19 protein-coding genes, 1 tRNA gene and 2 pseudogenes are annotated in these 22,384 nt (G+C 72.1%); 10 read left to right on the forward strand and 12 right to left on the reverse strand.

Going from position 1 to position 22,384, the window contains the following annotated elements:
• Window positions 1-4: 4 nt before the first annotated feature.
• Entirely contained in the window at window positions 5-1,528 is a 1,524-nt protein-coding gene (locus K377_RS26505; protein WP_111666020.1) for an MFS transporter, read from the reverse strand.
• Between the two features lie 62 nt (window positions 1,529-1,590).
• Between K377_RS26505 and K377_RS26510 the strand changes: the two genes are divergently transcribed.
• Window positions 1,591-2,568 carry a YafY family protein gene (locus K377_RS26510; RefSeq protein ID WP_111666068.1) on the forward strand — a complete coding sequence of 326 codons (978 nt, stop codon included), beginning with the start codon at window positions 1,591-1,593 and terminating at the stop codon, window positions 2,566-2,568.
• Between the two features lie 137 nt (window positions 2,569-2,705).
• On the opposite strand, the gene K377_RS26515 is transcribed toward K377_RS26510, so the two are convergent.
• The 3 genes from K377_RS26515 to K377_RS26525 all read right to left on the reverse strand — a co-directional run bounded on the left by K377_RS26515 (window position 2,706) and on the right by K377_RS26525 (window position 5,568).
• Window positions 2,706-3,725 (reverse strand): RNA polymerase sigma factor RpoD/SigA, encoded by a 1,020-nt coding sequence (locus tag K377_RS26515; RefSeq protein ID WP_111666069.1) that lies wholly within the window; start codon window positions 3,723-3,725, stop codon window positions 2,706-2,708.
• 327 nt (window positions 3,726-4,052) lie between these two features.
• Entirely contained in the window at window positions 4,053-4,586 is a 534-nt protein-coding gene (locus tag K377_RS26520) for a GNAT family N-acetyltransferase (protein ID WP_111666021.1), read from the reverse strand.
• 220 nt (window positions 4,587-4,806) lie between these two features.
• Entirely contained in the window at window positions 4,807-5,568 is a 762-nt protein-coding gene (locus K377_RS26525) for a dioxygenase (RefSeq protein ID WP_111666070.1), read from the reverse strand.
• Between the two features lie 121 nt (window positions 5,569-5,689).
• Between K377_RS26525 and K377_RS26530 the strand changes: the two genes are divergently transcribed.
• Window positions 5,690-6,205 (forward strand): MarR family winged helix-turn-helix transcriptional regulator, encoded by a 516-nt coding sequence (locus K377_RS26530; protein ID WP_111666022.1) that lies wholly within the window; start codon window positions 5,690-5,692, stop codon window positions 6,203-6,205.
• Window positions 6,206-6,248: 43 nt separating this feature from the next.
• Here the strand turns inward: K377_RS26530 and K377_RS26535 are convergent, their stop codons facing one another.
• Together K377_RS26535 and K377_RS26540 are read right to left on the reverse strand one after the other, a co-directional pair.
• Window positions 6,249-7,775 (reverse strand): MFS transporter, encoded by a 1,527-nt coding sequence (locus tag K377_RS26535; protein WP_111666023.1) that lies wholly within the window; start codon window positions 7,773-7,775, stop codon window positions 6,249-6,251.
• Between the two features lie 114 nt (window positions 7,776-7,889).
• A complete protein-coding gene (locus tag K377_RS26540; protein WP_111666024.1) occupies window positions 7,890-8,573 on the reverse strand; it encodes a TetR/AcrR family transcriptional regulator in 684 nt (227 codons plus the stop codon).
• Between the two features lie 223 nt (window positions 8,574-8,796).
• Here K377_RS26540 and K377_RS26545 point away from each other — a divergent pair, with 223 nt between their 5' ends.
• On the forward strand, window positions 8,797-10,071 hold the full coding sequence (locus K377_RS26545) for a M6 family metalloprotease domain-containing protein (protein WP_111666025.1): 1,275 nt from the start codon (window positions 8,797-8,799) through the stop codon (window positions 10,069-10,071).
• 274 nt (window positions 10,072-10,345) lie between these two features.
• Here the strand turns inward: K377_RS26545 and K377_RS26550 are convergent, their stop codons facing one another.
• On the reverse strand, window positions 10,346-12,052 hold the full coding sequence (locus K377_RS26550) for a class I adenylate-forming enzyme family protein (protein ID WP_111666026.1): 1,707 nt from the start codon (window positions 12,050-12,052) through the stop codon (window positions 10,346-10,348).
• 196 nt (window positions 12,053-12,248) lie between these two features.
• Between K377_RS26550 and K377_RS26555 the strand changes: the two genes are divergently transcribed.
• Together K377_RS26555 and K377_RS26560 are read left to right on the forward strand one after the other, a co-directional pair.
• On the forward strand, window positions 12,249-14,366 hold the full coding sequence (locus tag K377_RS26555; protein ID WP_111666027.1) for an NB-ARC domain-containing protein: 2,118 nt from the start codon (window positions 12,249-12,251) through the stop codon (window positions 14,364-14,366).
• Between the two features lie 129 nt (window positions 14,367-14,495).
• Window positions 14,496-14,571: transfer RNA gene (locus K377_RS26560), tRNA-Arg, on the forward strand.
• 327 nt (window positions 14,572-14,898) lie between these two features.
• Here K377_RS26560 and K377_RS42395 read toward each other — a convergent pair.
• From K377_RS42395 to K377_RS41760, 3 genes and pseudogenes are all read right to left on the reverse strand, one after another.
• Window positions 14,899-15,342: pseudogene (locus K377_RS42395) on the reverse strand (hypothetical protein); the annotation flags it as partial.
• Between the two features lie 471 nt (window positions 15,343-15,813).
• A pseudogene (locus K377_RS42400) lies at window positions 15,814-16,302 on the reverse strand (RNA polymerase sigma factor); the annotation flags it as partial.
• Window positions 16,295-16,465, reverse strand: coding sequence for a hypothetical protein (locus K377_RS41760; RefSeq protein ID WP_161195098.1), 171 nt, complete (start codon window positions 16,463-16,465; stop codon window positions 16,295-16,297). The pseudogene K377_RS42400 and the gene K377_RS41760, both read right to left, overlap by 8 nt.
• Window positions 16,466-16,681: 216 nt before the next feature.
• Between K377_RS41760 and K377_RS26570 the strand changes: the two genes are divergently transcribed.
• Window positions 16,682-17,467, forward strand: coding sequence for an SAM-dependent methyltransferase (locus K377_RS26570; RefSeq protein ID WP_181512649.1), 786 nt, complete (start codon window positions 16,682-16,684; stop codon window positions 17,465-17,467).
• 15 nt (window positions 17,468-17,482) lie between these two features.
• On the opposite strand, the gene K377_RS26575 is transcribed toward K377_RS26570, so the two are convergent.
• On the reverse strand, window positions 17,483-18,559 hold the full coding sequence (locus K377_RS26575; RefSeq protein ID WP_111666030.1) for a GNAT family N-acetyltransferase: 1,077 nt from the start codon (window positions 18,557-18,559) through the stop codon (window positions 17,483-17,485).
• A gap of 190 nt (window positions 18,560-18,749) precedes the next feature.
• Here K377_RS26575 and K377_RS26580 point away from each other — a divergent pair, with 190 nt between their 5' ends.
• Window positions 18,750-19,088 (forward strand): DoxX family protein, encoded by a 339-nt coding sequence (locus tag K377_RS26580; protein ID WP_111666031.1) that lies wholly within the window; start codon window positions 18,750-18,752, stop codon window positions 19,086-19,088.
• 21 nt (window positions 19,089-19,109) lie between these two features.
• Here K377_RS26580 and K377_RS26585 read toward each other — a convergent pair whose 3' ends face one another.
• Entirely contained in the window at window positions 19,110-19,691 is a 582-nt protein-coding gene (locus tag K377_RS26585; protein ID WP_111666071.1) for a GNAT family N-acetyltransferase, read from the reverse strand.
• Window positions 19,692-19,837: 146 nt separating this feature from the next.
• Between K377_RS26585 and K377_RS26590 the strand changes: the two genes are divergently transcribed.
• Genes K377_RS26590 through K377_RS26600 form a run of 3 tightly spaced genes read left to right on the forward strand, consistent with a single transcriptional unit; the run spans window position 19,838 to window position 22,135 of the window.
• Window positions 19,838-20,767, forward strand: coding sequence for a sugar kinase (locus K377_RS26590; protein ID WP_111666032.1), 930 nt, complete (start codon window positions 19,838-19,840; stop codon window positions 20,765-20,767).
• A gap of 4 nt (window positions 20,768-20,771) precedes the next feature.
• Window positions 20,772-21,518 (forward strand): IclR family transcriptional regulator, encoded by a 747-nt coding sequence (locus tag K377_RS26595; protein ID WP_111666033.1) that lies wholly within the window; start codon window positions 20,772-20,774, stop codon window positions 21,516-21,518.
• Window positions 21,506-22,135, forward strand: a complete 630-nt coding sequence (locus K377_RS26600) for a bifunctional 4-hydroxy-2-oxoglutarate aldolase/2-dehydro-3-deoxy-phosphogluconate aldolase (RefSeq protein ID WP_111666034.1) — start codon at window positions 21,506-21,508, stop codon at window positions 22,133-22,135. The genes K377_RS26595 and K377_RS26600 overlap by 13 nt, the downstream gene beginning before the upstream one ends.
• Window positions 22,136-22,384 lie beyond the last annotated feature (249 nt).

The following is a 22,384-nucleotide window of genomic DNA, read 5'->3' on the forward strand; positions in this document are numbered from 1 at the left end:
CCCCTTACGGGGCCGCGACCAGCTCCCGATCGGGCTGCGGCTCCGCGATCTCGGCAGAACCGCCGGAGGCACCCCGCTTCGGCAGGGCGAACATCAGCAGGAAGATGGCGACGAGGATGCCGGCCGCCCACAGCAGCGCGCTCCGGAACCCCTCGACGAAGGCCGCGCCGCCCTGCGCCGCATGGTCCTCGACCACGGTGAAGAAGACGACCGAGACCAGGCTCAGACCCAGCGCGTTGCCCATCTGCATCACGGTGTTGATCAGCCCGGACGCCGACCCGGCGTGCTCGCGCGGCACCTCGGAGAGGATCGCGTCGGTCAGCGGCGCGACGATCAGCCCCATGCCGAGGCCCATCACGACCAGCGGCAGCGCCATCTGCCAGGAGGCGATCCCGAGCCCGTAGTGCCCGGCCTGCCATACGTAGATCAGCACCCCGGCGGCCATCAGCAGGGCGCCCGCCTGGAGCACCTTGCGGCCGAAGCGCGGCACCAGTTTCTGCACCGAGATCCCGGCGGCGACCGACACGGCGACGGAGAACGGCACCCCGGTCAGGCCCGCCCGCAGCGGGCTCCAGCCGAGGCCGAGCTGCATGTACAGCGTCCAGGTCAGGAAGAAGATGCCGGTGGTGACGCCGAAGACGGTCTGCACGGCGATACCGGCCGCGAAGCTCTTCACCTTGAACAGGGACAGCTCGATGAGCGGGGAGCCGTCGCGCCGGGTCTTGGCCCGCTCGTACGCGACGAGGACGCCGACGATCAGCACCGAGGCCGCCATCATCACGTACCCCCAGACCGGCCAGCCGTTCTCGTGGCCCTCGGTCAGCGGGTAGACGAGCGCGAGCATCGCGAGGGTGACCAGGACGACGCCGACCAGGTCCAGCTTCAGGGCCTTCGGCGCCTTCGACTCGGTGATGACGCGGGAGCCGAGGACGAGGGCGGCGATGCCGACGGGGAGGTTGATCAGGAAGATCGGGCGCCACTCCAGGCCGCCGATGTTCCACTCGGTGAGCAGCGCGCCGAGCAGCGGCCCGGTCACCGCGCCGAGTCCGACGATCGCGCCGAACAGACCGAAGACCTTGCCGCGTTCGTGCGCGGGGAACGTGGCGTGCACGATCGACAGGACCTGCGGCACCATCATCGCCGCCGTGCCGCCCTGGAGGATCCGGGAGGCGACCAGCATCTCCGGGTTCGCCGCGAACCCGCACAGCGCGGAGGCGACGGTGAAGCCGCCGATGCCGAGCAGGAAGAGCCGCTTGCGGCCGAAGACGTCACCGAGCCGGCCGCCCGTGATGAGCAGGGCCGCGAAGGCGAGCGCGTACCCGGCGGTGATCCACTGGATCTGGCCCGCGGTGGCGCCCTCGTCGTGCTGGATGGTGGGCAGGGCGACGTTCACGATCGTGACGTCCACGAGGTCCATGAACGCCGCCGTCATGACGATGGCGAGGGCGAACCAGCGACGGCGGTCGCCGACACCCGCACCGGTCGGATCGGTCGCGTCGGACGGTTCGGTTGCTGCGGTTGAGGTCATGTCCCGACGGTAGGAGCCATGTAGGTCAGATCGTGTCCTAGATGCCCGGCATCCTGGGAGGCATGACGACGCCAAGTACGTCCCCGACGGACACTCCGGCCCGGCTCCTCCAGTTGCTCTCCCTCCTCCAGACCCCGCGCGAATGGCCCGGCGGCGAACTCGCCGACCGGCTCGGGGTCTCGCGCCGCACCGTGCGCCGCGACATCGACCGGCTGCGCGACCTCGGCTATCCGGTGCAGGCGACGCTGGGCGCCGACGGCGGCTACCGGCTGGTCGCGGGCAAGGCGCTGCCGCCGCTCGTGCTCGACGACGAGGAGGCGGTGGCCATCGCGGTCGGGCTGCGCGCCGGGGCCGGACACGCGGTCGAGGGGGTCGAGGAGGCGTCGGTGCGCGCGCTGGCCAAGCTGGAGCAGGTGCTGCCGGGGCGGCTGCGGCACCGGGTGGCCACGCTCCAGGCGGCGACGCTCCCGCTGACCTCGGGGGACGGCGCCACGATCGCGCCGGAGACCCTGACGGTGATCGCCTCGGCGACGGCCGGCACGGAGCGGCTGCGCTTCCACTACCGGGCGGCCGACGGCTCCGAGACGCGCCGCCTGGTCGAACCGTGCCGGCTCGTCTCCACCGGGCGCCGCTGGTACCTGGTGGCGTACGACGTCGATCGCGCCGCCTGGCGCACGTTCCGGGTCGACCGGCTGACGGAACCGTTCGCGACCGGTGCTCGGTTCGCTCCGCGCGAGGTGCCGGACGGGGACGCCGCCGCGTTCGTCCGGCGGTCGGTGTCGTCGCGGGGCGCGGGTGCGGTCCCCTACGACCTTGACGTGGAGTTCTCGGCGCCGGTGGAGGTCGTCGCCGCGCGGGTGCCGGGGGTCGTGCCGGACGGTTCGGGGTGCCGGTTGCGGGCCTCGGTGTCGGACGCCGTGGAGTGGATGGCGGTGCGCCTGGCGATGACCGGGCTGGACTTCCGCGTCCGGGGTCCGGAGGAACTGGTGCTGGCTGTACGGGACATGGGGGGCCGCTTGGTGCGGGGCGCGCCCCTTTAGGGGCGCGGGGAACTGCGCGCTCAGCCATAGAAAAGCCGCGGACGCGTCTGCTCATGTACCGAGCAGACGCGTCCGCGGCTTTCGTCGTGGCTGGTCGCGCAGTTCCCCGCGCCCCTTACGGGGCGCAACCCAGAAGATCAGGCCGCGGCGTCGAAACCGGTGTCGCGGGCCAGCTTCTTCAGCTCCAGCAGGGCGTGCTTCTCGATCTGCCGGATGCGCTCGCGGGTGAGCCCGTGCTCCTTGCCCACCTCGGTGAGGGTGCGCTCGCGCCCGTCCTCGATGCCGTACCGCATCTTGATGATCGACGCGGTGCGCTGGTCGAGCCGGCCGATCAGCTCGTCCAGCTCCTCGCTGCGCAGCAGGGTCAGGACCGACTGCTCCGGGGAGACCGCCGAGGTGTCCTCCAGCAGGTCCCCGAACTGGGTGTCGCCGTCGTCGTCCACCGACATGTTCAGCGAGACCGGGTCGCGGGCCCAGTCCAGGACGTCGGTGACGCGCTCCGGGGTCGTCTTGTCGAGCTGCGCGGCGATCTCCGCGGGCTCCGGCTCGCGGCCGTTCTCCCGGTTGAACTCGCGCTGCACCCGGCGGATGCGGCCCAGCTCCTCGACCAGGTGGACGGGGAGACGGATGGTGCGGGACTGGTCGGCTATGGAACGGGTGATGGCCTGACGGATCCACCACGTCGCGTACGTCGAGAACTTGAAGCCCTTGCGGTAGTCGAACTTCTCGACGGCGCGCACCAGGCCGGCGTTCCCCTCCTGGATCAGGTCGAGCAGGGGCAGGCCGGAGCGCGGGTAGCGACGGGCCACCGCGACCACCAGCCGCAGGTTCGACCGGATGAAGATGTCCTTGGCCTTCTCGGACTCCGCGACCAGGGCCTCCAGCTCCTCGCGGGACGCCTTGCCTGCGGCTTCGCTGTCACCGAAATCGCCCAGCTCGCCGTCGAGGATCTGCTGGGCGTACACGCCCGCCTCGATGGTCTGCGAGAGCTCTACTTCCTTGGCGGCGTCGAGCAGCGGTGTCCGCGCGATCTCGTCGAGGTACATGCCGACCAGGTCGCGGTCGGCGATCTCCCCGCCTACGGCGCGAACACTGCGTGCCGCATCAGTCTCGCCGGAGGCGGCGGACTTACGACGGGCTACGGCACGGGTTGCCATGCGTGCTCCCTTGCGGTGGTAGGTCGGCTTGTCGCCCTTCACGGGTGCCCTGCATCCGAAGGAATCAACGCCTGGAATCCGGACAGAATTCCCAAGCCGCCCATCTTTTTTGTGATCATGCAGTACCCTGTCGCGCCACACTGCGCGAGAAGGCCGACGAGATGCCGCCGGGGTCCACAGAGACGCAGGTCAGGCCGTGATGCGCGAGTGACGTCACCCTCGGCCGGCGGCGGGCCTCTGCCACCTGAGACGACCCTGGCGCTCTGATGGTTGCCTGTTCCGGGCCGTCGTGCGCCCCGCAAAGGTCACGACCCCCAGGGCCTTTCGTCACCTGTCTCCGTCGCCCAGCTCCTTCTCGAACCAGGCCACGTCGTAGTACCGGCCGAACTTCCGCCCGACCTCCCGGTAGGTACCGACCGGGCGGAACCCGAAACGGGTGTGCAGCCGCACCGACGCCTCGTTGGGCTGGGTCACCCCCGCGTACGCGCGGTGCACGTCCTCGCCGCCCAGCGCCGTGAACAGCGCCTCGTACAGCAGTGTTCCGATGCCGCGTCCGCCGGCGTCCGGGGCGCAGTACACGGTGACCTCCACCGAGGTGGAGTACGCGGCCTTGGGCCGGAACGCGCTCGATGTCGCGTACCCGAGAATCCTGCCGCCATCCCCCGTCTCCTCCGCGACGAGGAGGCGGTGCGGGCCGTGGTCCGGGTGCGCGCGGAGCCAGGGGCGCCGCGCGTCCACGGTGAACGGTTCGGTGTCGAAGGTGATCGGGGTGTCACGGACGTACGCGTTGTAGATCTCGGTCAGCGCCGCGAGATCGCTCTCGCGACCGGCCCTGACCCTCGCCTCGGTCCCATCAGTCATGCCCGGAGACTAGGACGACCACCGTCACCACCAGCGGGCCGGTGACCCCTTCTCGCGCAGTTCCCCGCGCCCCTGAGGCAGGCGCTTCGCGCCTCCTCCCCCGGAGGCTGTCGACCGAGGTGCGGCTCTCTTGATGAGATGGCGCACGAAGTGCGCATCTCAGGGGCGCGGGGAACTGCGCGACCAGCCACGACGCACCGGGCACCCGGCCACGAACCCGTCACCCGAACTGCAGCGACCTCTTCGCAAGACCCATCCAGAAACCGTCGATCACGGAGCGCTGCGCCCCGAGCTCGCCGGAGGCGTCGGCCGCGCCCATCGTCACGAACAACGGAGCGAAGTGCTCGGTGCGCGGATGGGCCAGCGCCCCGGCCGGCGACTTGTGCGTGAAGTCGAGCAGCGCGTCCACGTCCCCGGCGTCCAGCGCCCGCTGCCCCCAGTCGTCGAACTCCGCCGACCACGACGGAATGCCACCCTGCCGCAGCGCGGCGAGATTGTGCGTGAAGAACCCGGAGCCGACGATCAGCACCCCCTCGTCCCGCAGCGGAGCGAGCCGTCGCCCGATCTCCATCAGCTTCTGCGGGTCGAGCGTCGGCATGGAGACCTGGAGGACGGGGATGTCGGCGTCCGGGTACATCTCGACGAGCGGGACGTACGCGCCGTGGTCGAGCCCGCGGTCCGGCACGTCCTGCACCGGGGTACCCGGAGCGCGCAGCAACTTGCGTACGGATTCGGCGAGTCCGGGCGCCCCCGGAGCCCCGTACGTCACCTGGTAGTAGTGCTCGGGGAAGCCCCAGAAGTCGTAGACCAGCGGGACCGTCTCGACGGCGCCGAGGGCGAGCGGGGCCTCCTCCCAGTGCGCCGAGACCATCAGGATCGCCTTGGGGCGCGGCAGACCGGCCGACCAGGCGGCGAGCTGGCCGGGCCAGAGCGCGTCGTCGGCGAGCGGCGGGGCGCCGTGGGAGAGGTAGAGCGCGGGCATGCGCTCGGCGGGGGCGAGGGGGGTGGACACGACGACCTCCTTGAAGTTTCAAGTGTTGCTGTACCCAAAAGTACCCGTCAGTTGTTTAATATTCAAGAAGGAGGTCTTTACGATGGATGCCATGGAGCCGAAGAACAGCGCGGACGACGCGACGGAGCCGGTGTGGCTCGACGAGGACGAACAGCACATCTGGCGGGCGTACCTCCATGCCACCACGCTCCTGGAGGATCACCTGGACCGGCAACTCCAGCGCGACGCGAAGATGCCGCACGTCTACTTCGGGCTCCTGGTCAAGCTGAGCGAGTCCCCGCGCAGGCGGCTGCGGATGACGGAGCTGGCGCGGGACGCGAAGATCACCCGTTCCCGCCTCTCGCACGCGATCGCCCGCCTGGAGGCGAACGGCTGGGTGCGCCGCGAGGACTGTCCCTCGGACAAGCGCGGCCAGTTCGCGGTGCTCACCGAGGAGGGTCTCGGCGTCCTGGAGCGGACGGCCCCGGGCCATGTGTCGGCGGTCCGGCACGCGCTCTTCGACCGGCTCGACCCGGAACAGCAGAAGTCCCTCGGCGAGATCATGCGGATCGTCGCCGAGGGACTTCAGCCGAAGGAGGCCGGGGCGGACCTCCCCTGGCTCAGGTGAGCCTGCTCGGGTGAGCCTGCTCAGGTGAGGCGCGCGGCCGGGGTCAGTGGGCGACCACCGGGACCGGCAGCTCGTCCTCCGCGCCCTCGGTGTCGCCGGACGCCTGGGCCTGGCCCAGACCCGGGACGCCGGTGTTGATCAGCGTGAAGGCGATCGTGGCCGAGACGGCCAGGATGCCGACGGCCCACCAGATGGCGTGCGTGTAGCCGTCCACCATGGCCTGCGCCTGGAGCAGCTGCGCGCCCGCGCCCCGGGCGCCGGCCGCGTGGTCCGCGAGGTAGGTCGCGGTGGCCGAGGCGGCGATCGTGTTCAGCAGAGCGGTGCCGATGGCGCCGCCGACCTGCTGCGAGGTGTTGATCATCGCGGAGGCCACACCGGCGTCCCGCGCCTCGACACCGATGGTGGCGAGCGACATGGCGGGCATGAACGCCGTACCCATGCCGAGGCCGAGCAGCAGCTGGGCCGGGAGGATCAGACCGGCGTACGAGGAGTCGACCTGGAGCTGGGTCAGCAGACCCATGCCGAGCGCCGCGACGACGAAGCCGGGGCCCATCAGCAGGCGCGGCGGGACCCGCGTCATCAGGCGGGCGCCGATCTGGGTGGAGCCCGTGATCATGCCCGCGATCATCGGCAGGAACGCGAAGCCGGTCTTGACCGGCGAGAAGCCCTTCACGACCTGGAGGTAGTAGGTCAGGAAGAGGAACAGGCCGAACATGCCGATGACGGCGAGACCGAGCGAGGCGTAGACACCGCCGCGGTTGCGGTTGGCGACCACGCGCAGCGGCAGCAGCGGGTGCTTCACCTTGGACTCGGTGAACACGAACGCGGCGAGCAGGACCACGGCGGCGATGAACAGGCCGAGGGTGGAGGCGTCCGTCCAGCCGTTGGACTCGGCGCGCGTGAAGCCGTAGACGAGCGAGACCAGGCCGAGCGTGGACAGGACGACGCCGGGGATGTCGAGCGGCGAGCGGTTGCGGGTGCCGGCCGGCTCACGGATGACGGAGACCGCGCCGAGGACGGCGACGGCCGCGAACGGGATGTTCACGAAGAACGTCCAGCGCCAGTTCAGGTACTCGGTGAGGAAACCGCCGAGGATCAGGCCGACGGCGCCACCGCCACCGGCGATCGCACCGTAGATACCGAACGCCTTCGCGCGCTCCTTGGCGTCGGTGAACATGACGGCCAGGAGGGAGAGCGCGGCGGGCGCGAGCAGCGCGCCGAACAGACCCTGGAGGGCGCGGGCGCCCAGCATCATGGCCTCGTTCTGCGCGGCGCCGCCGAGCGCCGAGGCGAGGGCGAAGCCGATCAGGCCGGTGACGAAGGTGTTCTTGCGGCCCCACAGGTCGGCGATGCGGCCGCCGAACAGGAGCAGACCGCCGAAGGCGAGCGCGTAGGCCGTGATGACCCACTGGCGGTTGCCGTCGGATATGCCGAGGTCGGCCTGGGCCGACGGCAGGGCGATGTTCACGATGGTGGCGTCGAGGACCACCATCAGCTGGGCGAGCGCGATGAAGGCCAGGGCCTTCCAGCGTCGCGGGTCGAGCGCCGTTACCGGCAAGGGGGTACCCACAGCGGGACTCCAAGTCGTGAAGAAGCGTGAGAAATCGCGTATGTACGGGATGGGTCGGCTACGTGAACATCACTGCCGCGTAGCGCCTACTGCGTAAAAGGGCGGGCCGGGACCTCAGCCCTGGCGGAGGTCCTCCAAGGTCGCGGCCTCGCCCGGGAGTTCCGAGCGGGCGGGTGCCATCAGGCCGTCCAGGAACAGCTGCAGATGACGGTGGACGTACCGGTCGAAGCCGAGGCACGCGGTGCCGGGCAGCGGCCGGGTGAGCTGGGAGAGGGCGACCATCAGGTCGCCGACGCCGATGTCGGTGCGCAGTTGCCCGGCGTCGCGGGCGCGCCCGATGAGGTCCTCGATGCCGGTGGTGAGCCGGTCGAGAGCGGCGACGACGTCCGGGTGGTCCTTGTCGAAGGCGGCCTGAAGCATCGGGCACAGGGCGCCGATGCGTTCGTCGGCGGCCGCGTGCACAAAGGTCCGCAGCGCCTCGAACGCGCTGCTCTCGCCGGCTTCCTCGGCGGCGAGTGCCTTCTCCGCGTGGTCGGTGACGTGGTCGGTGACGGTCAGGACGACGTGGTGCATCAGCTCGCCGCGGTCCTTGAAGTTCCGGTAGAGCGTGGCGTTGCCGACGCCCGCGCGGCGGGCCACCTCGTCGAGCGGGAGCTCGGTCCCGTACTCGACGAGCAGCTCGCGCGCGGCGGCCACGATCCGCTCCCGGTTGCGCACGGCGTCGGCCCGCGGGCGCGGGGCGCGGCGCTGCGGCTGCTCGGTCACGGGGGCGGTGGCCACGACGGTCTCCTCTGGCATTGATCGGGGTCCGGGTCCGTGAAGCGGGGAGTGGATCCCCGCTTCGTCGACACCTATGCCAAACGGGGAAAACGTCCCCGGTTATTTCCCGACCTCCATGTGACCTGCCTCACACGCCTTTGACGGCAGAAACCCACGATCGGCGCACCCAGCGCGCGACACGCCGCACCTCGACACAGGGTGATCGAAACGGACCCCGGACCACGAGGGTGAGGCGGATCGGATGCGGCAGCAGATACGCGGGGGCCGGCGCGGCGCGCTGCTCGCCGGGGCCACCGCGGTGGCTCTCGCGCTGACCATGACCGCCAGCACCGGCCGGACCGTCGACAGCCGGGCGACCGCCGCGGGGCCGGTGGCGCTGGCCCGGGCCACCTCCCTCGGTTCCTGCATGATCCGCGGCGCGATGGGCGTCCAGATGTCGGAGGGCGTCCCCACCGCCTCCGGCTACGCCCGCTCGACCGGCACCGTCCGCGCGCTCAACCTGATGGTCGACTTCCCCGACGCCCCCGGCGAGGGCAGCGCCACGGACCGGCTCGCGGAGTTCTTCCCGCAGACCCAGCGCTGGTTCGCCACCGCCTCGTACGGAAGACTCGACTACGTTCCCGAGGCCCCGGTCGAGCACTGGCTGCGGATGCCGAAGGCGTTCAGCGCGTACGGGATAGAGCGCGGCGCCCCCTTCGACCCCGGCTACCGCGAGCTGGTCGACGACATCGTGGCCGCCGCCGATCCGGACGTGGACTTCCGCGCCTACGACCTCGTGAACGTCCTCGTCACCCCGAACGCCGGGCCCTCCGCCCTGGACACCGTGCTCTCCGTGACCTTCGCCGGCAACCACGACGCCCCCGTCGCCGACGGGGCGCCGCTGTCGAACGTGTCCTTCGTGTACTCCCGGCAGGACGACGGCTCCGGTTCGTACGCGGAGACCGGGTACCGGGTGCTGCCGCACGAGAACGGGCATGTCTTCGGGCTGCCCGACCTCTACACCGCGGACGGCGGGGGCGCCGTCGGGCACTGGGACATCATGAGCGAGGACTGGGGCGTCGGGAACGATCTGCTCGGCTGGCACAAGTGGAAGCTGGGCTGGCTCGACGACTCCCAGGTCCGCTGCGCGGCCCAGCCGGGCACGACCCAGCAGCTGATCTCACCGATGTCGGCGCAAGGGGGCGGTACGAAGATGGCGTTCGTGCCGCTGACCGGGAAGACCGGGTTCGCGGTCGAGGTGCGCACGCCGGGCGGCAACGACGAGACCGTGTGCCGGCCCGGGGTGCTGATCTACCGGGTCGACGCCGACGTCGACACCGGGCACGGGCCCGTCACCGTCGAGGACGCGACCCCGGACTCCGGCGGCTGCACCCGCCGCCCCAACGTCCACGCCGAACTCTCCGACGCCACGTGGCGCCCCGGCGAGGTCTTCCGCGACCGGAAATCGGGGGTCCGCATCGCGGTGACCGGGGTGGACGCCTCCGGCGATTACCGGGTGTCGGTAACCCGGAAATAGGGGTGCGCGCTGCGCCGCGGCATTCCCCGCAGCCCCCGCGCCCCTGATAGGCCGCCACCCGACCAACCCCCGGTGGCCCCTTCCCGCGCAGTTCCCCGCGCCCCTGAGGCATGCGCTGCGCGCCGCCTCCCCCCGGGCCCCCGATGAGATGCCGCACGAAGTGCGCATCTCAGGGGCGCGGGGAACTGCGCGAGAAGCGGCCACCGGGCCGCACCCGAAAGACAGCCCAGGGGCGCGGGGAACTGCGCGACCAGCCCCCACCGGGCCGGTGCCGCTACGCGAACCCCCGTCGCAGCTCCCGCTTCAACACCTTCCCCGTAGCGTTCCGAGGCAGCTCGGCCTCCTGCACCACCAACCGCTCCGGCACCTTGAACCCGGCCAACCCCCGCGCAGCGAACTCCCGCACACCGGCGGCATCGAGCCCAGACCCACCCCGCACCCGCACCACGGCCGCGACAGTCTCCCCCAGCACCGGATGCGGAACCCCGACGACAGCCGCCTCCAGCACATCGGGATGCCCGTGCAGCACCCCCTCGACCTCGACGCAGTACACGTTCTCCCCGCCCCGGATCACCATGTCCTTGATCCGGTCGACGACACTGATCAGCCCGCCGGAGGAGATCTCGGCGAGGTCCCCGGTCCTGAACCACCCGTCGTCGGTGAACGCCGCCCCGGTCGCCGCCGGATCCTCCCAGTACCCCCGGATCAGACACTGCCCCCGCAACCACAGCTCCCCCACCTCCCCCTCCCCGAGCTCCACGCCGGCCGGATCGGCGACCCGCGCCTCGACGGCCGGCGCGGGCCGCCCCACACTGCCGGGAACCCGCCGATACTGCTCCCCGAAGTTGGCGCTGATGCCGCCCAGCGTCTCGGTGAGCCCGTAACCGTTGCGGGGCTCGATACGGTCGCCGAAGCGCGCGGTGAGCCGGGCGACCAGTTCCGGCGGCGCGGCGGCCCCACCCGTGTTGAACATGGTCAGAGTCGGCAGGTCGTCGTCCAACTCATCGGCCCGCGCCAGGAGTTGCAGGGCCGTGGCAGGCACTCCGCCGAAACTCCCGATGCCGTGCTCATGGATGAGGGCGAGCGCGGCGTCGGTGTCCCACTTGCGCATCAGGACGAGCGTGCCGCCCGCCGCCATGGCCGCGTAGAACCCGGTGAAGGCCGCGACATGGAAGAAGGGGAAGGTGAGCAGCCCGGGAAGGAGCGGCCCCTGCCCCGGCACGACACCCCGCCCGAGCGAGGAAAGCGCCGCGAAATAACGGGGGTTGGCGATCGCGGCCATGTGCGCATGGTGGGTGGCGACGGCCCCCTTGGGGCGGCCCGTGGTGCCGGACGTGTAGAGGATCGTGGCGTCGGAGTCCGGCGACACCTCGACATCGGGCGGCCCGAGCAGCGGATCGGCGAAGGGCAGATCCGCGTACCGCTCGACGCGCGGTCCGGACGCCTCCCGCCCCTCCTCGTGGCAGACCAGCGTCCAGGGCCGCTCGTCGTCCTCGGCGCGGGCCAGCCAGGGCGCGACGCGCTCGTACCGTTCCCCGTCGACGAACAGCACGCGCGGGCGGCAGTCGTCCAGGGCGTACGCGATCTCGTCGGCGGTCCACCAGGAGTTCAGCGGCACCGCCACCAGGCCGGCCAACTGGGCTGCCCAGAAGCCGACTTGCCACTCGGGATGGTTGCGCAGGGCGATGACGGCACGGTCGCCGGGCCGCAGACCGTAGCCACCCTCGTCCTCGGCGGCCAGGAAACGGCGGGCCAGCGCGCTCGCGGCCGCGAAGAACTCGCCGTACGTGAGCCGCCCGCTGTCGGCGATCAGAAACGGTGTGTCACCGAACGCCCAGGTCGTCTCGGCGAACTCCCGCAGCGTGCGCGGCCCTTCGGCGTACGCGAGGCGCCCGGCCTCGTCACGTACGACGGCGAAGGGCGCACCGGGGCCGGTGAGCAGGGCTTCCAGGGCTCTCAGGTCTTCCGGGGACGAGGCCATACCGGACGGTACGTCCCGGTCCCCGCCCCGCGTCAAGATGCCTGCACAGCCCACCCTTCGGCCGACTCCCGGCTGCATTCGGCAAGCGTCCCCCGTTCGAGTGACAGGCGGTCTCCCGGTGTGCAACGCTCCGTGTCTGGAAACCGGTCCACCAGTGGAGTCCTCGGAATCCCGCTGGGAGAGGTGAGTTCCCCCCATGGCCACGCAGAGCAACAACCCCAAGCACGGCAACCTGCCCCTGGAGACGACGGCGTTCATCGGCCGGTCCCGCCAGACGGACGAGGTCCTGGAGGCCTTCGGCACCGCACGACTCGTCACCCTCACCGGCCCGGGGGGCATCGGCAAGACCCGGATCGCGCTGCGGGCCGCCGCGCGGACCGCGCCCGGCCTCGCGCAGGGCGCCTGGCTGGTGGAGCTGTCCCCGGTCCTCTCCCCCGACCTGCTCGAACACACGGTCGCGGGCGTGCTCGGGGTCGCCGACCAGACGAACCGCCCCCTGATCGACGTCCTCTCGGACTATCTGCGCGACCGCGAGCTGCTCCTCGTCCTCGACACCTGCGAGCACCTCGTCAAGGAGTGCGCCGAGCTGGCGAGGGCGCTGCTCGCGGCGGCGCCCGGACTGCGCGTTCTCGCCACCAGCCGGCAGGCCCTCGACATCCCGGACGAGCACCGCGTCACGGTCGGCCCCATGGAGACCGGCCCCGAGGGCGAGGCCGCGGCGCTGCTGCGCGCCCGCGCCTGGCCGGACGAGGAGCACGCCCCGCAGGACACCGACCAGGACGAACTGGCCCGCCTGTGCGCCCTGTTGGACGGCGTCCCGCTCGCCATCGAACTGGCCGCGGGACTCCTGCGCGCCACCTCGGCCGACCATCTGATCCACCGCCTCGACGAACGCCTGAACGTCCTGTCGTCGAACGCCGGCACCGAGCCGCCCGTCGGCGACGAGGGTCTCGACGACTGCGTCCCGACGGTCCACCGGCCCGTCCGGCACAGCGGCCTGCGCACCACCATCGGCTGGAGCCACGAGTGGTGCACCCCGCAGGAGCGGCTGCTGTGGGCCAGGCTCTCCGTCTTCCCCGGCGGCTTCGACGCCCGGGCCGTCGACTTCGTGTGCAGCGTGGACCCGCTCGCCGACTGCGATCTCACCGAGGTCCTCGACGGCCTCGTCGCCAAGTCCGTCCTGCTGCGCGAGGGCCCGCCGGAGGACTGCCGCTACCGGTTGCTCGACACCGTGCGCGAGTACGGCGCCGAGTGGCTCGACCGGCTCGGCGAGAGCGACCGGCTGCGGCTGCGCCACCGCGACTACTACCGGCTCCTGGCGCACCGCGGCGAGCAGGAGTGGATCGGCCCCGACCAGGCACAGTGGCAGGCCCGCACGGCCACCGAGCTGCCCAATCTGCGGGCCGCCCTCGACACCTGCCTGCTCACCGAGCCGGACACGGCCCTGGAGATGGCGAGCGACCTGGTCTACTTCTGGTTCTGCTGCGGGCATCTGCGCGAGGGCCGGCACTACACGGAGGCCGCCCTGGCCCTGGCCCCCGACCGGCCGCGCGGGGCGGCGCGGGCGCTGTGGTCGTGCGGCATGGTCGCCGTCGGCCAGGGCGACCTGGAGGCCGCGAGCCGTCTGACGTCGGAGGCGCGGGCGCTGGCCGAGAGGCACGCCGACGAGCCCGCGCTGGCCGGCGCCCTGTGCGTGCACGCCAGCGCCCTGACCCTCCAGGGCGCCCCGGACCGGGCCCTCCCCCTCTACGAGGCGGCGCACGAACAGGCCGCCCGCACCGGCCCGCGCATCATCGAGCTGATCTCGCTGCCGGTTTGGGGCTACGCGCACCTGATGCTCGGGGACGCCGACGGGGTCCGGGCCCGCGTCGACCGCCTCAAGGAGCTGACCTCCCGGATCGGCGAGATGTGGGCGGGCGCCTACGCCGACTACGTCTGGGGCAACCTGTGCATCGCCCAGGGCAGACCGGCGGAGGCGATCGAGCCCCTCTGCTCGTCCCTGGAGGCCAAGTGCCACCTGGACGACCTCTACGGCATCGCGGTCACCCTGGACTCCCTCGCCCTGGCCGCCACCGGCGACCACCGCCCGGAACTGGCGGCCCGCATCTTCGGCCTGGTCGACCGCGCCTGGAACATCCTGGGCACCCCGCACCTGGGCTCCCCGGAGATGACGGAACACCGCCGAACCTGCGAATCAGCGGTCCGCACAACCCTCTCCCCGGAACGCTTCACCCACCTCTACACCGAGGGCGCGGACTCCCCGTCGATCCACACAGGCGCCACGACCCTCCTGAAAACCCTGACCACCCCGTAACCCCGTACCCCCGGCCCCAAAGCACCCCGAACCCCCCACACCCCCGCAACCCCAAGCCCTACACCCCGCCAAACCACCCTCCGCTACACTGTCCGCGACGGCGCCGCACCACCTTCGCCGCCTTGTCCCGCCTTCGTAGCTCAGGGGATAGAGCACCGCTCTCCTAAAGCGGGTGTCGCAGGTTCGAATCCTGCCGGGGGCACCAGCGCAAAGGCCCCGGACCGATCATGGTCCGGGGCCTTTGACCTCCCGGCCGACCGGATGACGCCGGCTGACGTCAGGGCCGGTGCTGGGCGAGCGCGTACTCGTTGCCGGGGAGGCGTTGGAGGTAGCCCTCTCGTACGAGCGTGGAGAGGGCCCTGGTCGTCACCGCCGGGTCGGATTCCGGCAGGCAGAGTTCCAGTTGGGTCTGTGTGAGCACTCCCTGCGGGGCTCGGCACACCGCATCCAGGACCCCGATGGTCTCCATGGTCGACGACCGCGGCAGCGTGATCAGTCGGGGACCGGCACTTTCCGGCGGGCGCGGCACCGCGGCCGTTCCCGCCGAGAGGGCGGCACCCGCGCCCACCAGGCCCCGCCGGTTCAGCATCAGGTCCATGCCCGTGAACTCGGTGAGGACCGCTGCCGTACGCTCCGGCGCCCACGGCAGCCCCTCAGGTTCGGCGTAGGCGGAGGGGGCTCCCGAGGTGCGTCCTCGGCGCGTCAGGCCCAGGTCGTCGATCGTCACCACGCGACCGAGCCGTTCGGTGAACAGGGCCGCCAGCACGCGCGGTACCGGGTCGCGGGGGATCTCACCCAGGTCCAGCCACCGCCGTACCCGTGAGGTGTCCGTCGCCAGTCGGGGGTGGCCCATAGCCGCCGCCTGCCGGTTCACCAGGCGGGCCAGTTCGCCCTTGGACCAGCCGGCCAGGGCGAAGAGGTCGGTGAGGCGGGTGTTGGCAGAGGTCCGGGGGCGGCGCGCAGGGACCCGCTTCATCTCCACGCGGACCGTGCGGCCCAGTCGGGCCCGCAGGTACGCGGGGAGCAGTGCCACCCCTCTGGTCACCGTGTCGGGATCGGCGTCGTCGTGCGCCGCGAACAGGACGGAGTCGCGGGTGACGGCGAGCGCGGAAAACGGCAGGGACAGCTCCTTCACAGCCCTCGACCAGGCTCTTCGCGTGCGCCTCAGCCCCAGCCACCCCCGGAGCCGCGGCATGGGCCCGTCGCCCGGGGAACGGCGCCGGGCCCACACGGCGGTGCCGTACGCCAGCGCCAGGAGCGATGCCACCAGGAGCACGGGCAGCATCTGGGGCCAGTGGCCGTACAGCGATTCCGGGTCCGCCCCGCTGTCGGGACCCCTCGCCGGTTCGGCCCGCTGCCGGTGGCCTCCGGGGTAACGGCCGCCCGCCGCCCACGCGATGACCGCCACCAGCGCGGCAACGAGGCTCGCGCGCAGCAGCGCCACGGCGCGGGAGACGTGTGTGGCGACGGTGCCCGGGGACCTGCCCAGCAGTGTCGCCACCTCGTTCTGGGTGCAGCCCAGTGCTTTCGTCGCCCACACCGCGGTGCGCTGGGCGGGCGTCAGGTCGGCCATGGCCTGCTCCACGGCGCCGCGGTTCGCGACCAGCGCGGAGAAGTCCGCGACCTGCACCGGGTCGCGGCGCAGCGGATCCGCCGCGCGGCGGGCCTCCAGCCGGCGGTGATTCGCCTGCTGCTGAGCTCTGTTGGCCACCTCGGTGCGGATCAGCTGATGCAGATAGCTGGGCGGGTGACGAATGGCCGCCGGGTTCCGCAGGGCTTTGGTGAAGGCGTTCTGCACGATGTCCTCGGCGGAGGCGACCGACTCCGGAACGCCTCTGGCGAGCAGCGCGCTGCGGGCCGCCGCCAGATAGCCGCCCCGGCTCCTCTCGTAGAGCGACGCCAAAGTGGTGGCGGTCACCGTCTCCCGCTCAGTCATCGCCTTCCTCACGTTCCTGTCCGCCGTCGTGCTTCAGGCGCCGGGCCCGGATGATCTCGGCCCTGGCCACGGCGCGATTGCGCTGCGCCACGCTGTCGAGCCAGCCCTTGACCGCGGGGGCCAGTGGGGCCAGCACGGACAGGAGTGCGGCTGTGAGCTCCACTGTCCAACAACCTCCCTTGTCGTGTGGGACTCCGGCGCTCGATGAACGCGGGCGGCCGGTCGGAGAAGAGAGGGCTGGGCGCGGACTTCTCATGACATGAGGGGCGGGAATTTCTCGTCAGCGGTTCGCCGCCAACTGCCGCACCCACATGATTAGTTGATGTGCGAAGCTGTTCGCACTTGATCGCGGAGGGAGCACGACGTGCAGCGGGACGACATGCAGGCCGGGGTGATCGACACCAGCAGGCCGCATCCTGCCCGGATCTACGACTACCTGCTGGGCGGCAAGAACAACTACGACGTGGACCGGCAGGCCGGTGAGGATCTCATCGCCGTGGCGCCCGAGGCGCGGGACGGGGTGCGGGCCAACCGGGCGTTCATGGAGCGGGCCGTGCGGTTCGCCGTGGGGCAGGGGGTGCGTCAAGTCCTGGACATCGGGACCGGGTTGCCCACCGCGCCGAACGTGCACGAGATCGCGGAGGCGGTCGCTCCCGAGGGCGTGCGCGTCGCGTACGTCGACAACGACCCGATCGTGAAGGCGCACGGGGACGCGCTGCTCAGCCGCACCGGCTCGACCGGCATAGTCCTGGGCGACGTACGGAATCCGGGGAGCATCACCGGGCACCCCGACGTGCGGCGGCTGATCGACTTCGACGAGCCGGTGGTGCTGCTGCTCGTCGCCGTGCTGCACTTCCTCACCGACGCCGACGAGCCGGAGCGGGTCGCCGCCGAGCTGCGGGACGCGCTGCCCGCCGGAAGCTATCTGGTGCTGTCGCACGCCACGGGCGACTTCGCCGACCGCAGGAACGCCGAGGCCGGGTACAGCAGCAAGGCCTCCGCCTCGTTGAACCTGCGGGCCAAGGAGCGGGTGGAGCGGTTCTTCGAGGGGTTCGAGCTGGTCGATCCGGGCCTCGCCCAGATCTCGTACTGGCGGCCCGACTCCCCGCCACCCGCGGAGGCGGGCCGGATCGGGTTCTACGGAGGCGTGGGCCGCAAGGTCTGAGGGGCCGCGGCACCGCTATCCGCGCAGCGCGCCCACCGTCCTGAGCAGGCGGTCGGCGCGGTCGCGGAGGTTGGGGTGGGCCAGGACCGTGTTGCGCAGGCCGCGGACCGGGCGGCGCCACAGGCGGTGGGCCGCCGCCACCGGGTGCGGGCGGCCCGCGAAGCCCTCGGTGACGCGCAGTTCACGGGTCTTGAGCCAGTCCTTGTACTCCTTCTCGCCGCGCCCCCAGTCGATCATCCGGATGCCGCGCCGGCCGGCCGTCTCGGCCATCCGCAGATGCATCATCAGACCCGGCGAGTAGTAGCTGAACTCGGGGTCGTACGCGGTGAACCAGCCCGCGAAGACCGTGCGGGAGGTGGGGCCGAAGTGCGCGGCGACCGGGCGCTCGCCCGCGTAGACGACGGAGAGCACGCCGGTGAAGTGGGGTTCCCGGACGGTGGCGAGGTCGGTCACCAGGCGCACGATCCAGGGTCGGGCGAAGCGGTCCATCCGGCCGGTGCGGCGGTACTGGGCCGACTTCCAGCGCATCAGCCGGCGCAGCACGGCCGGGTCGTGCGCGTCGTAGACGAAGCGCATCTCCCCCGCGTTCCGGGTCAGGCGGCGCTCCTTCTTCAGCATCGTCTTGGCCTGCCCCGGGTACGTCGCCCGCAGCCACTCCGGGTAGGAGTCGTGGCCGCCGTCCTTGAGGTCCTGCACGGGGGAGGCGAACGTGCCGGTGACGTACCGGCCGAAGGGCTTCTGCTCCTCCACGAGGTGGTCGAACTCGAACACCGCGAGCCCGCAGGACTTCAGGAGCTGCTGGGTGTCCCAGCCGACGCCCGGCCGGTGCACCAGCGCCTGGCAGTCGGACAGGCCGAGGCCGATGGCCCGGCCGACACCGAGCGGGCCCCGCTCGTAGGGCAGGAAGCCGACCGCCTCGCCCCCTTCACGCAGGACCGCCACATGCACCCCGGGCCGGTGCCGGGCGACGCCGGCCGCGAACTCCGGTGACAGGAAGGGATTCTGGTAGTCCGGCGCGTCGTCCATGGTCTCGTGCCAGGCGGCACGCAGCGACGGGCTCAGTTCACCGGGTCTGTACGTGGTGATGTTCACCGTATGGGCCCCCTGTTCCCCCACCGGCTCAAAGGTCGCGAAACCGTACGCATGCTGTCAAGAGGACTTCGGGCAGCTTCGGCACGAGGCCGGCCGCGACCGCGCTGTCACACTTCCGGCGCGGGGCGCGTCAGACAGGCAGCGGATCAATTCCGCAGCGCAGACGACCTGTTGAGCCGAGGAGCCCTCGATGTCCGTCGCCTTTGTCGTTCTCACCGTGATCGCCGCCGCCATGACCGCCTTCTCGGCCGTCTCCGTCTTCCTCCGCGCCGAGTGGGTGGTCAAGCCGATCGCCGACTACGGCATCCCGACCGGCTGGCTGCCGTGGCTGGGCGCGGCCAAGGCGGCGGGGGCCGTGGGCCTGCTGGCCGGGCTCGCCGTGCCGGTGATCGGCGTGATCGCCGGGATCGGCCTGGTGCTGTACTTCGCGGGGGCCGTCGTCACGGTGGTGCGGGCCCGCTGGTTCGCCCACGTGGGGTTCCCGCTGCTGTACGCGGCTCCGGTCGTCGCCGTCCTCGCCCTGTCCTGACGCGCCCAACTCCCGGCAGGGTCAGTCCTGTTGGATACGGGTGTGGACGTGCATGTCGTGCCAGCCGTCCGCGTGCAGGGCGGAGCTGCGCCGGATGCCCTCCAGCGGGTATCCGGCCTTCTCCGCGACGCGGCACGAGGGTTCGTTGCCGGTGGAGTGCTCCAGGTCGATGCGGTGGAAGCCGGCCGCCAGGGCCCAGTCCGTCATCGCGGTCAGCGCTCTGGGGGCGACGCCGAGGCCCCGGGCGGTCGCCGTCACCCAGTAGCCGACCTCGGCGACCCCGTCCTCCAGGTTCAGCTCCCGCAGGGCCATCCGGCCGAGCGGCGCCCCGTCGTCGGCCCGGACCACCAGCCACTGGGCGCAGGTCTCCTTCCGCCAGCCCTCCCGCACCGACTCCACCCACTCCCCCGCCTCGTCCGTGGAGTCCATGGAGCGGAGGTGCCAGTGCTGGAGCACCGGGTCCTGGAAGGCGAGGTGGACGGCGGCCGCGTCCGCGGGCTCGAAGGGGCGCAGGGCGAGTTCGCCGTCGGCCGTGCGGAGGGTGGGCTGCGGGGTGCGGGAGAAGGTGCCGGGCGCGATGGCGGGCTGCGTCAGGAAGGGCATGGTGCGCAGCATGCCGGGCGGCGCGGGGCGGGCGCACCCGGTTTGCGGGCAGCCCCGAGCGATGCTGTTGCATCATGTGCACGCCCGTTGCAGGGTGCCTGTTAGCGTCGGCCGGAGCCCGTCCACGCCGATGACAGGAGCCGCCCGTGCCGTCCCCGAACCGCCCCGAGGTGATCTGCCTCGGGGAGACCATGGCGCAGCTGACCCCGGCCGACGGCGCGGGCCTTGAGCACAGCCGGGAGATACGGCTCGCCGTCGCGGGCGCCGAGTCGACCGTGGCGCAGTACCTCGCCGATCTGGGGCATCGCGCGGCCTGGGTGAGCCGGGTCGGCGACGATCCGTTCGGACGGCGGATCGTCGCGGCGGTCGCGGGCCGCGGGGTGGACGTCACACAGGTGACCGTCGACCCGCTCGCCCCGACCGGCGTCTACTTCAAGGACCCGGGCCCGGACGGCACCACCCGCGTCCACTACTACCGGCGCGGCTCGGCCGCCTCCCGGATGACGGCCGCCGGCACCGAGGGCATCGACCTGGACGGCGTACGGCTCCTTCACCTGACCGGGATCACCCCGGCACTGTCCGAGGGCTGCGCCGAAGCCGTCACCTCTCTCACCGAACGGGCCGCCGAACAGGACACCTTGGTCTCCTTCGACGTCAACTACCGCCCTGCGCTGTGGAGTTCTGCGGGAGAGGCGGCGAAGACACTGCTCGGCCTCGCCCGCCGGGCCGATGTCGTGTTCGTCGGGCGGGACGAGGGTGAGGCCCTGTGGGGCACCGCGACCGCCGACGAGCTGCACGCGCATCTGGCGCCGCACGGCTCCCTCGTGGTGAAGGACGGCGCGGTCGGCGCGACCGTGTTCGAGGCGGGAGTACGGGAGTTCGTGGCCGCGCCCGCCGTCGAGGTCGTGGAGGCCGTCGGCGCGGGGGACGCGTTCGCCGCCGGGTATCTCGGCGGGCTGCTCGCCGGGGCGGCGCGGCGCGACCGGCTCACCCTCGGGCACCGGCTCGCCGGGCGCACCCTGCGCAGCATCGAGGACTACGTCCCCGCCGTCACCGCCCCGGAAGAGAGCGGGTGATCCCGTGTCCCAGACCGTACGGCGGGCCATCGACATCCTGGAGTACGTCGCCCGCAGCCCCCGCACCCAGACCGAGGTCGGCGACCACCTGGGCGTGCACCGCTCGACGGCGCTGCGCATCCTGGAGTCGCTCACCGAGGGCGGCCTCGCGCGGCGGCTGCCCGACGGGCGGTACGCGGTCGGGTACCGGCTCGCCGGGCTCGCCCAGCTGGCCCGGGAGCAGTTCGGGCTGCGGGACGTCGCGGCCGAACCGCTGCGGGCCCTCGGCGCGGCCTGCGGGCACACCGTGCACCTCGCCGCGCTGGAGGACGAACGGATCGTCTACGCCGACAAGGTCGACCCGGCGGACGGGGTACGGCTGTACGCCGAGATCGGGCGGCCCGTGCCGCTGCACACGGCCGGGGCCGCGAAGGCGATCCTCGCGTTCCTGCCACCCGAGCAGGCCGAACTCCTGCTCGCCGACTGCGACTTCGCGCCGCGCACCGCTACGACGATCACCGACCCCGCGGCCTACCGGGCGGGACTCGCCACGGTGCGGGCGCGCGGCTGGGCCGTCGACGACGGCGAGTACGAGTCGTACGTGAACTGTGTCGCCGTCCCCGTACGGGACTGTGGCGGCGCCGTCGTCGCGGCCGTGTCGGTGACCGCGCTCAAGGTGCGGGCCGGCCTCGACGTGCTCGTCCGTGACGTCCTGCCCGATCTGCTGACCACCGCCGAGACGATCTCCAAGGAGCTGGGATGGCGACCGTGACCGACAACAACCCCGCCGGGACCACCTTCGACGCGCTGTTCGCCGGGGTGCCGGTGATGGCGATCCTGCGCGGCATGTCCGCCGACCGGTCCGTCGAGCTGGCCTCGCGGGCCTGGGACCTGGGGATCGAGTGTGTCGAGGTGCCGGTGCAGAGCGAGGAGGCGGCGCGGGTGCTCGGTGCCGTCGTCGCCGCCGGGGCCGAGCGGGGGAAGCCGGTGGGGGCCGGGACGGTCACCAGTGCCGAGCGGCTGGACTGGGCGGTGGCGGCGGGGGCCGCCTTCACCGTGGCCCCTGGGCTGAACGCCGCCGTGGTGCGGGCCAGCGCCGGCGCGGGGTTGCCGCATCTGCCCGGGGTGGCGACGGCCACCGATGTGCAGGCCGCGCGGGGGCTCGGGCTGGACTGGCTCAAGGCGTTTCCGGCGAGTGTGCTGGGGGTGGAGTGGTTCCGGGCGATGCGGGGGCCGTTTCCCGAGGTGCCGTTCGTGGCTACCGGGGGTGTCGATGCCGGGAACGCTGCCGCTTACCTTGAAGCGGGCGCCCGCGTCGTCGCCGTCGGCTCGGCCCTGGACGACCCGAGCCAGTTGCCCCGCTTGGCAGAGCTGCTGCGCGGCGCCTGATCGCGCAGTTCCCCGCGCCCCTGGGTAGTTCGCCGTCCGCGGGCCGGTGGCCGCTTCTCGCGCAGTTCCCCGCGCCCCTGGGTAGTTCGCCGTCCGCGGGCCGGTGGCCGCTTCTCGCGCAGTTCCCCGCGCCCCTGGGTAGTTCGCCGTCCGCGGGCCGGTGGCCGCTTCTCGCGCAGTTCCCCGCGCCCCTGAAGGCTGCGCTTCGCGCGCCTTCCCCCGATGAGATGCCGCACGAAGTGCGCATCT

The sequence above is a fragment of the Streptomyces sp. PsTaAH-137 genome (assembly GCF_003259365.1).
Lineage (GTDB): Bacteria > Actinomycetota > Actinomycetes > Streptomycetales > Streptomycetaceae > Streptomyces.

What these genes read in the sequence shown, in the direction of transcription:
- K377_RS26505 (WP_111666020.1), bottom strand. Translation starts at nt 1,528, where the DNA reads ATGACCTCAACCGCAGCAACCGAACCGTCCGACGCGACCGATCCGACC.
- K377_RS26510 (WP_111666068.1), top strand. Translation starts at nt 1,591, where the DNA reads ATGACGACGCCAAGTACGTCCCCGACGGACACTCCGGCCCGGCTCCTC.
- K377_RS26515 (WP_111666069.1), bottom strand. Translation starts at nt 3,725, where the DNA reads ATGGCAACCCGTGCCGTAGCCCGTCGTAAGTCCGCCGCCTCCGGCGAG.
- K377_RS26520 (WP_111666021.1), bottom strand. Translation starts at nt 4,586, where the DNA reads ATGACTGATGGGACCGAGGCGAGGGTCAGGGCCGGTCGCGAGAGCGAT.
- K377_RS26525 (WP_111666070.1), bottom strand. Translation starts at nt 5,568, where the DNA reads ATGCCCGCGCTCTACCTCTCCCACGGCGCCCCGCCGCTCGCCGACGAC.
- K377_RS26530 (WP_111666022.1), top strand. Translation starts at nt 5,690, where the DNA reads ATGGAGCCGAAGAACAGCGCGGACGACGCGACGGAGCCGGTGTGGCTC.
- K377_RS26540 (WP_111666024.1), bottom strand. Translation starts at nt 8,573, where the DNA reads ATGCCAGAGGAGACCGTCGTGGCCACCGCCCCCGTGACCGAGCAGCCG.
- K377_RS26545 (WP_111666025.1), top strand. Translation starts at nt 8,797, where the DNA reads ATGCGGCAGCAGATACGCGGGGGCCGGCGCGGCGCGCTGCTCGCCGGG.
- K377_RS26550 (WP_111666026.1), bottom strand. Translation starts at nt 12,052, where the DNA reads ATGGCCTCGTCCCCGGAAGACCTGAGAGCCCTGGAAGCCCTGCTCACC.
- K377_RS26555 (WP_111666027.1), top strand. Translation starts at nt 12,249, where the DNA reads ATGGCCACGCAGAGCAACAACCCCAAGCACGGCAACCTGCCCCTGGAG.
- K377_RS26570 (WP_181512649.1), top strand. Translation starts at nt 16,682, where the DNA reads ATGCAGGCCGGGGTGATCGACACCAGCAGGCCGCATCCTGCCCGGATC.
- K377_RS26580 (WP_111666031.1), top strand. Translation starts at nt 18,750, where the DNA reads ATGTCCGTCGCCTTTGTCGTTCTCACCGTGATCGCCGCCGCCATGACC.
- K377_RS26585 (WP_111666071.1), bottom strand. Translation starts at nt 19,691, where the DNA reads ATGCCCTTCCTGACGCAGCCCGCCATCGCGCCCGGCACCTTCTCCCGC.
- K377_RS26600 (WP_111666034.1), top strand. Translation starts at nt 21,506, where the DNA reads ATGGCGACCGTGACCGACAACAACCCCGCCGGGACCACCTTCGACGCG.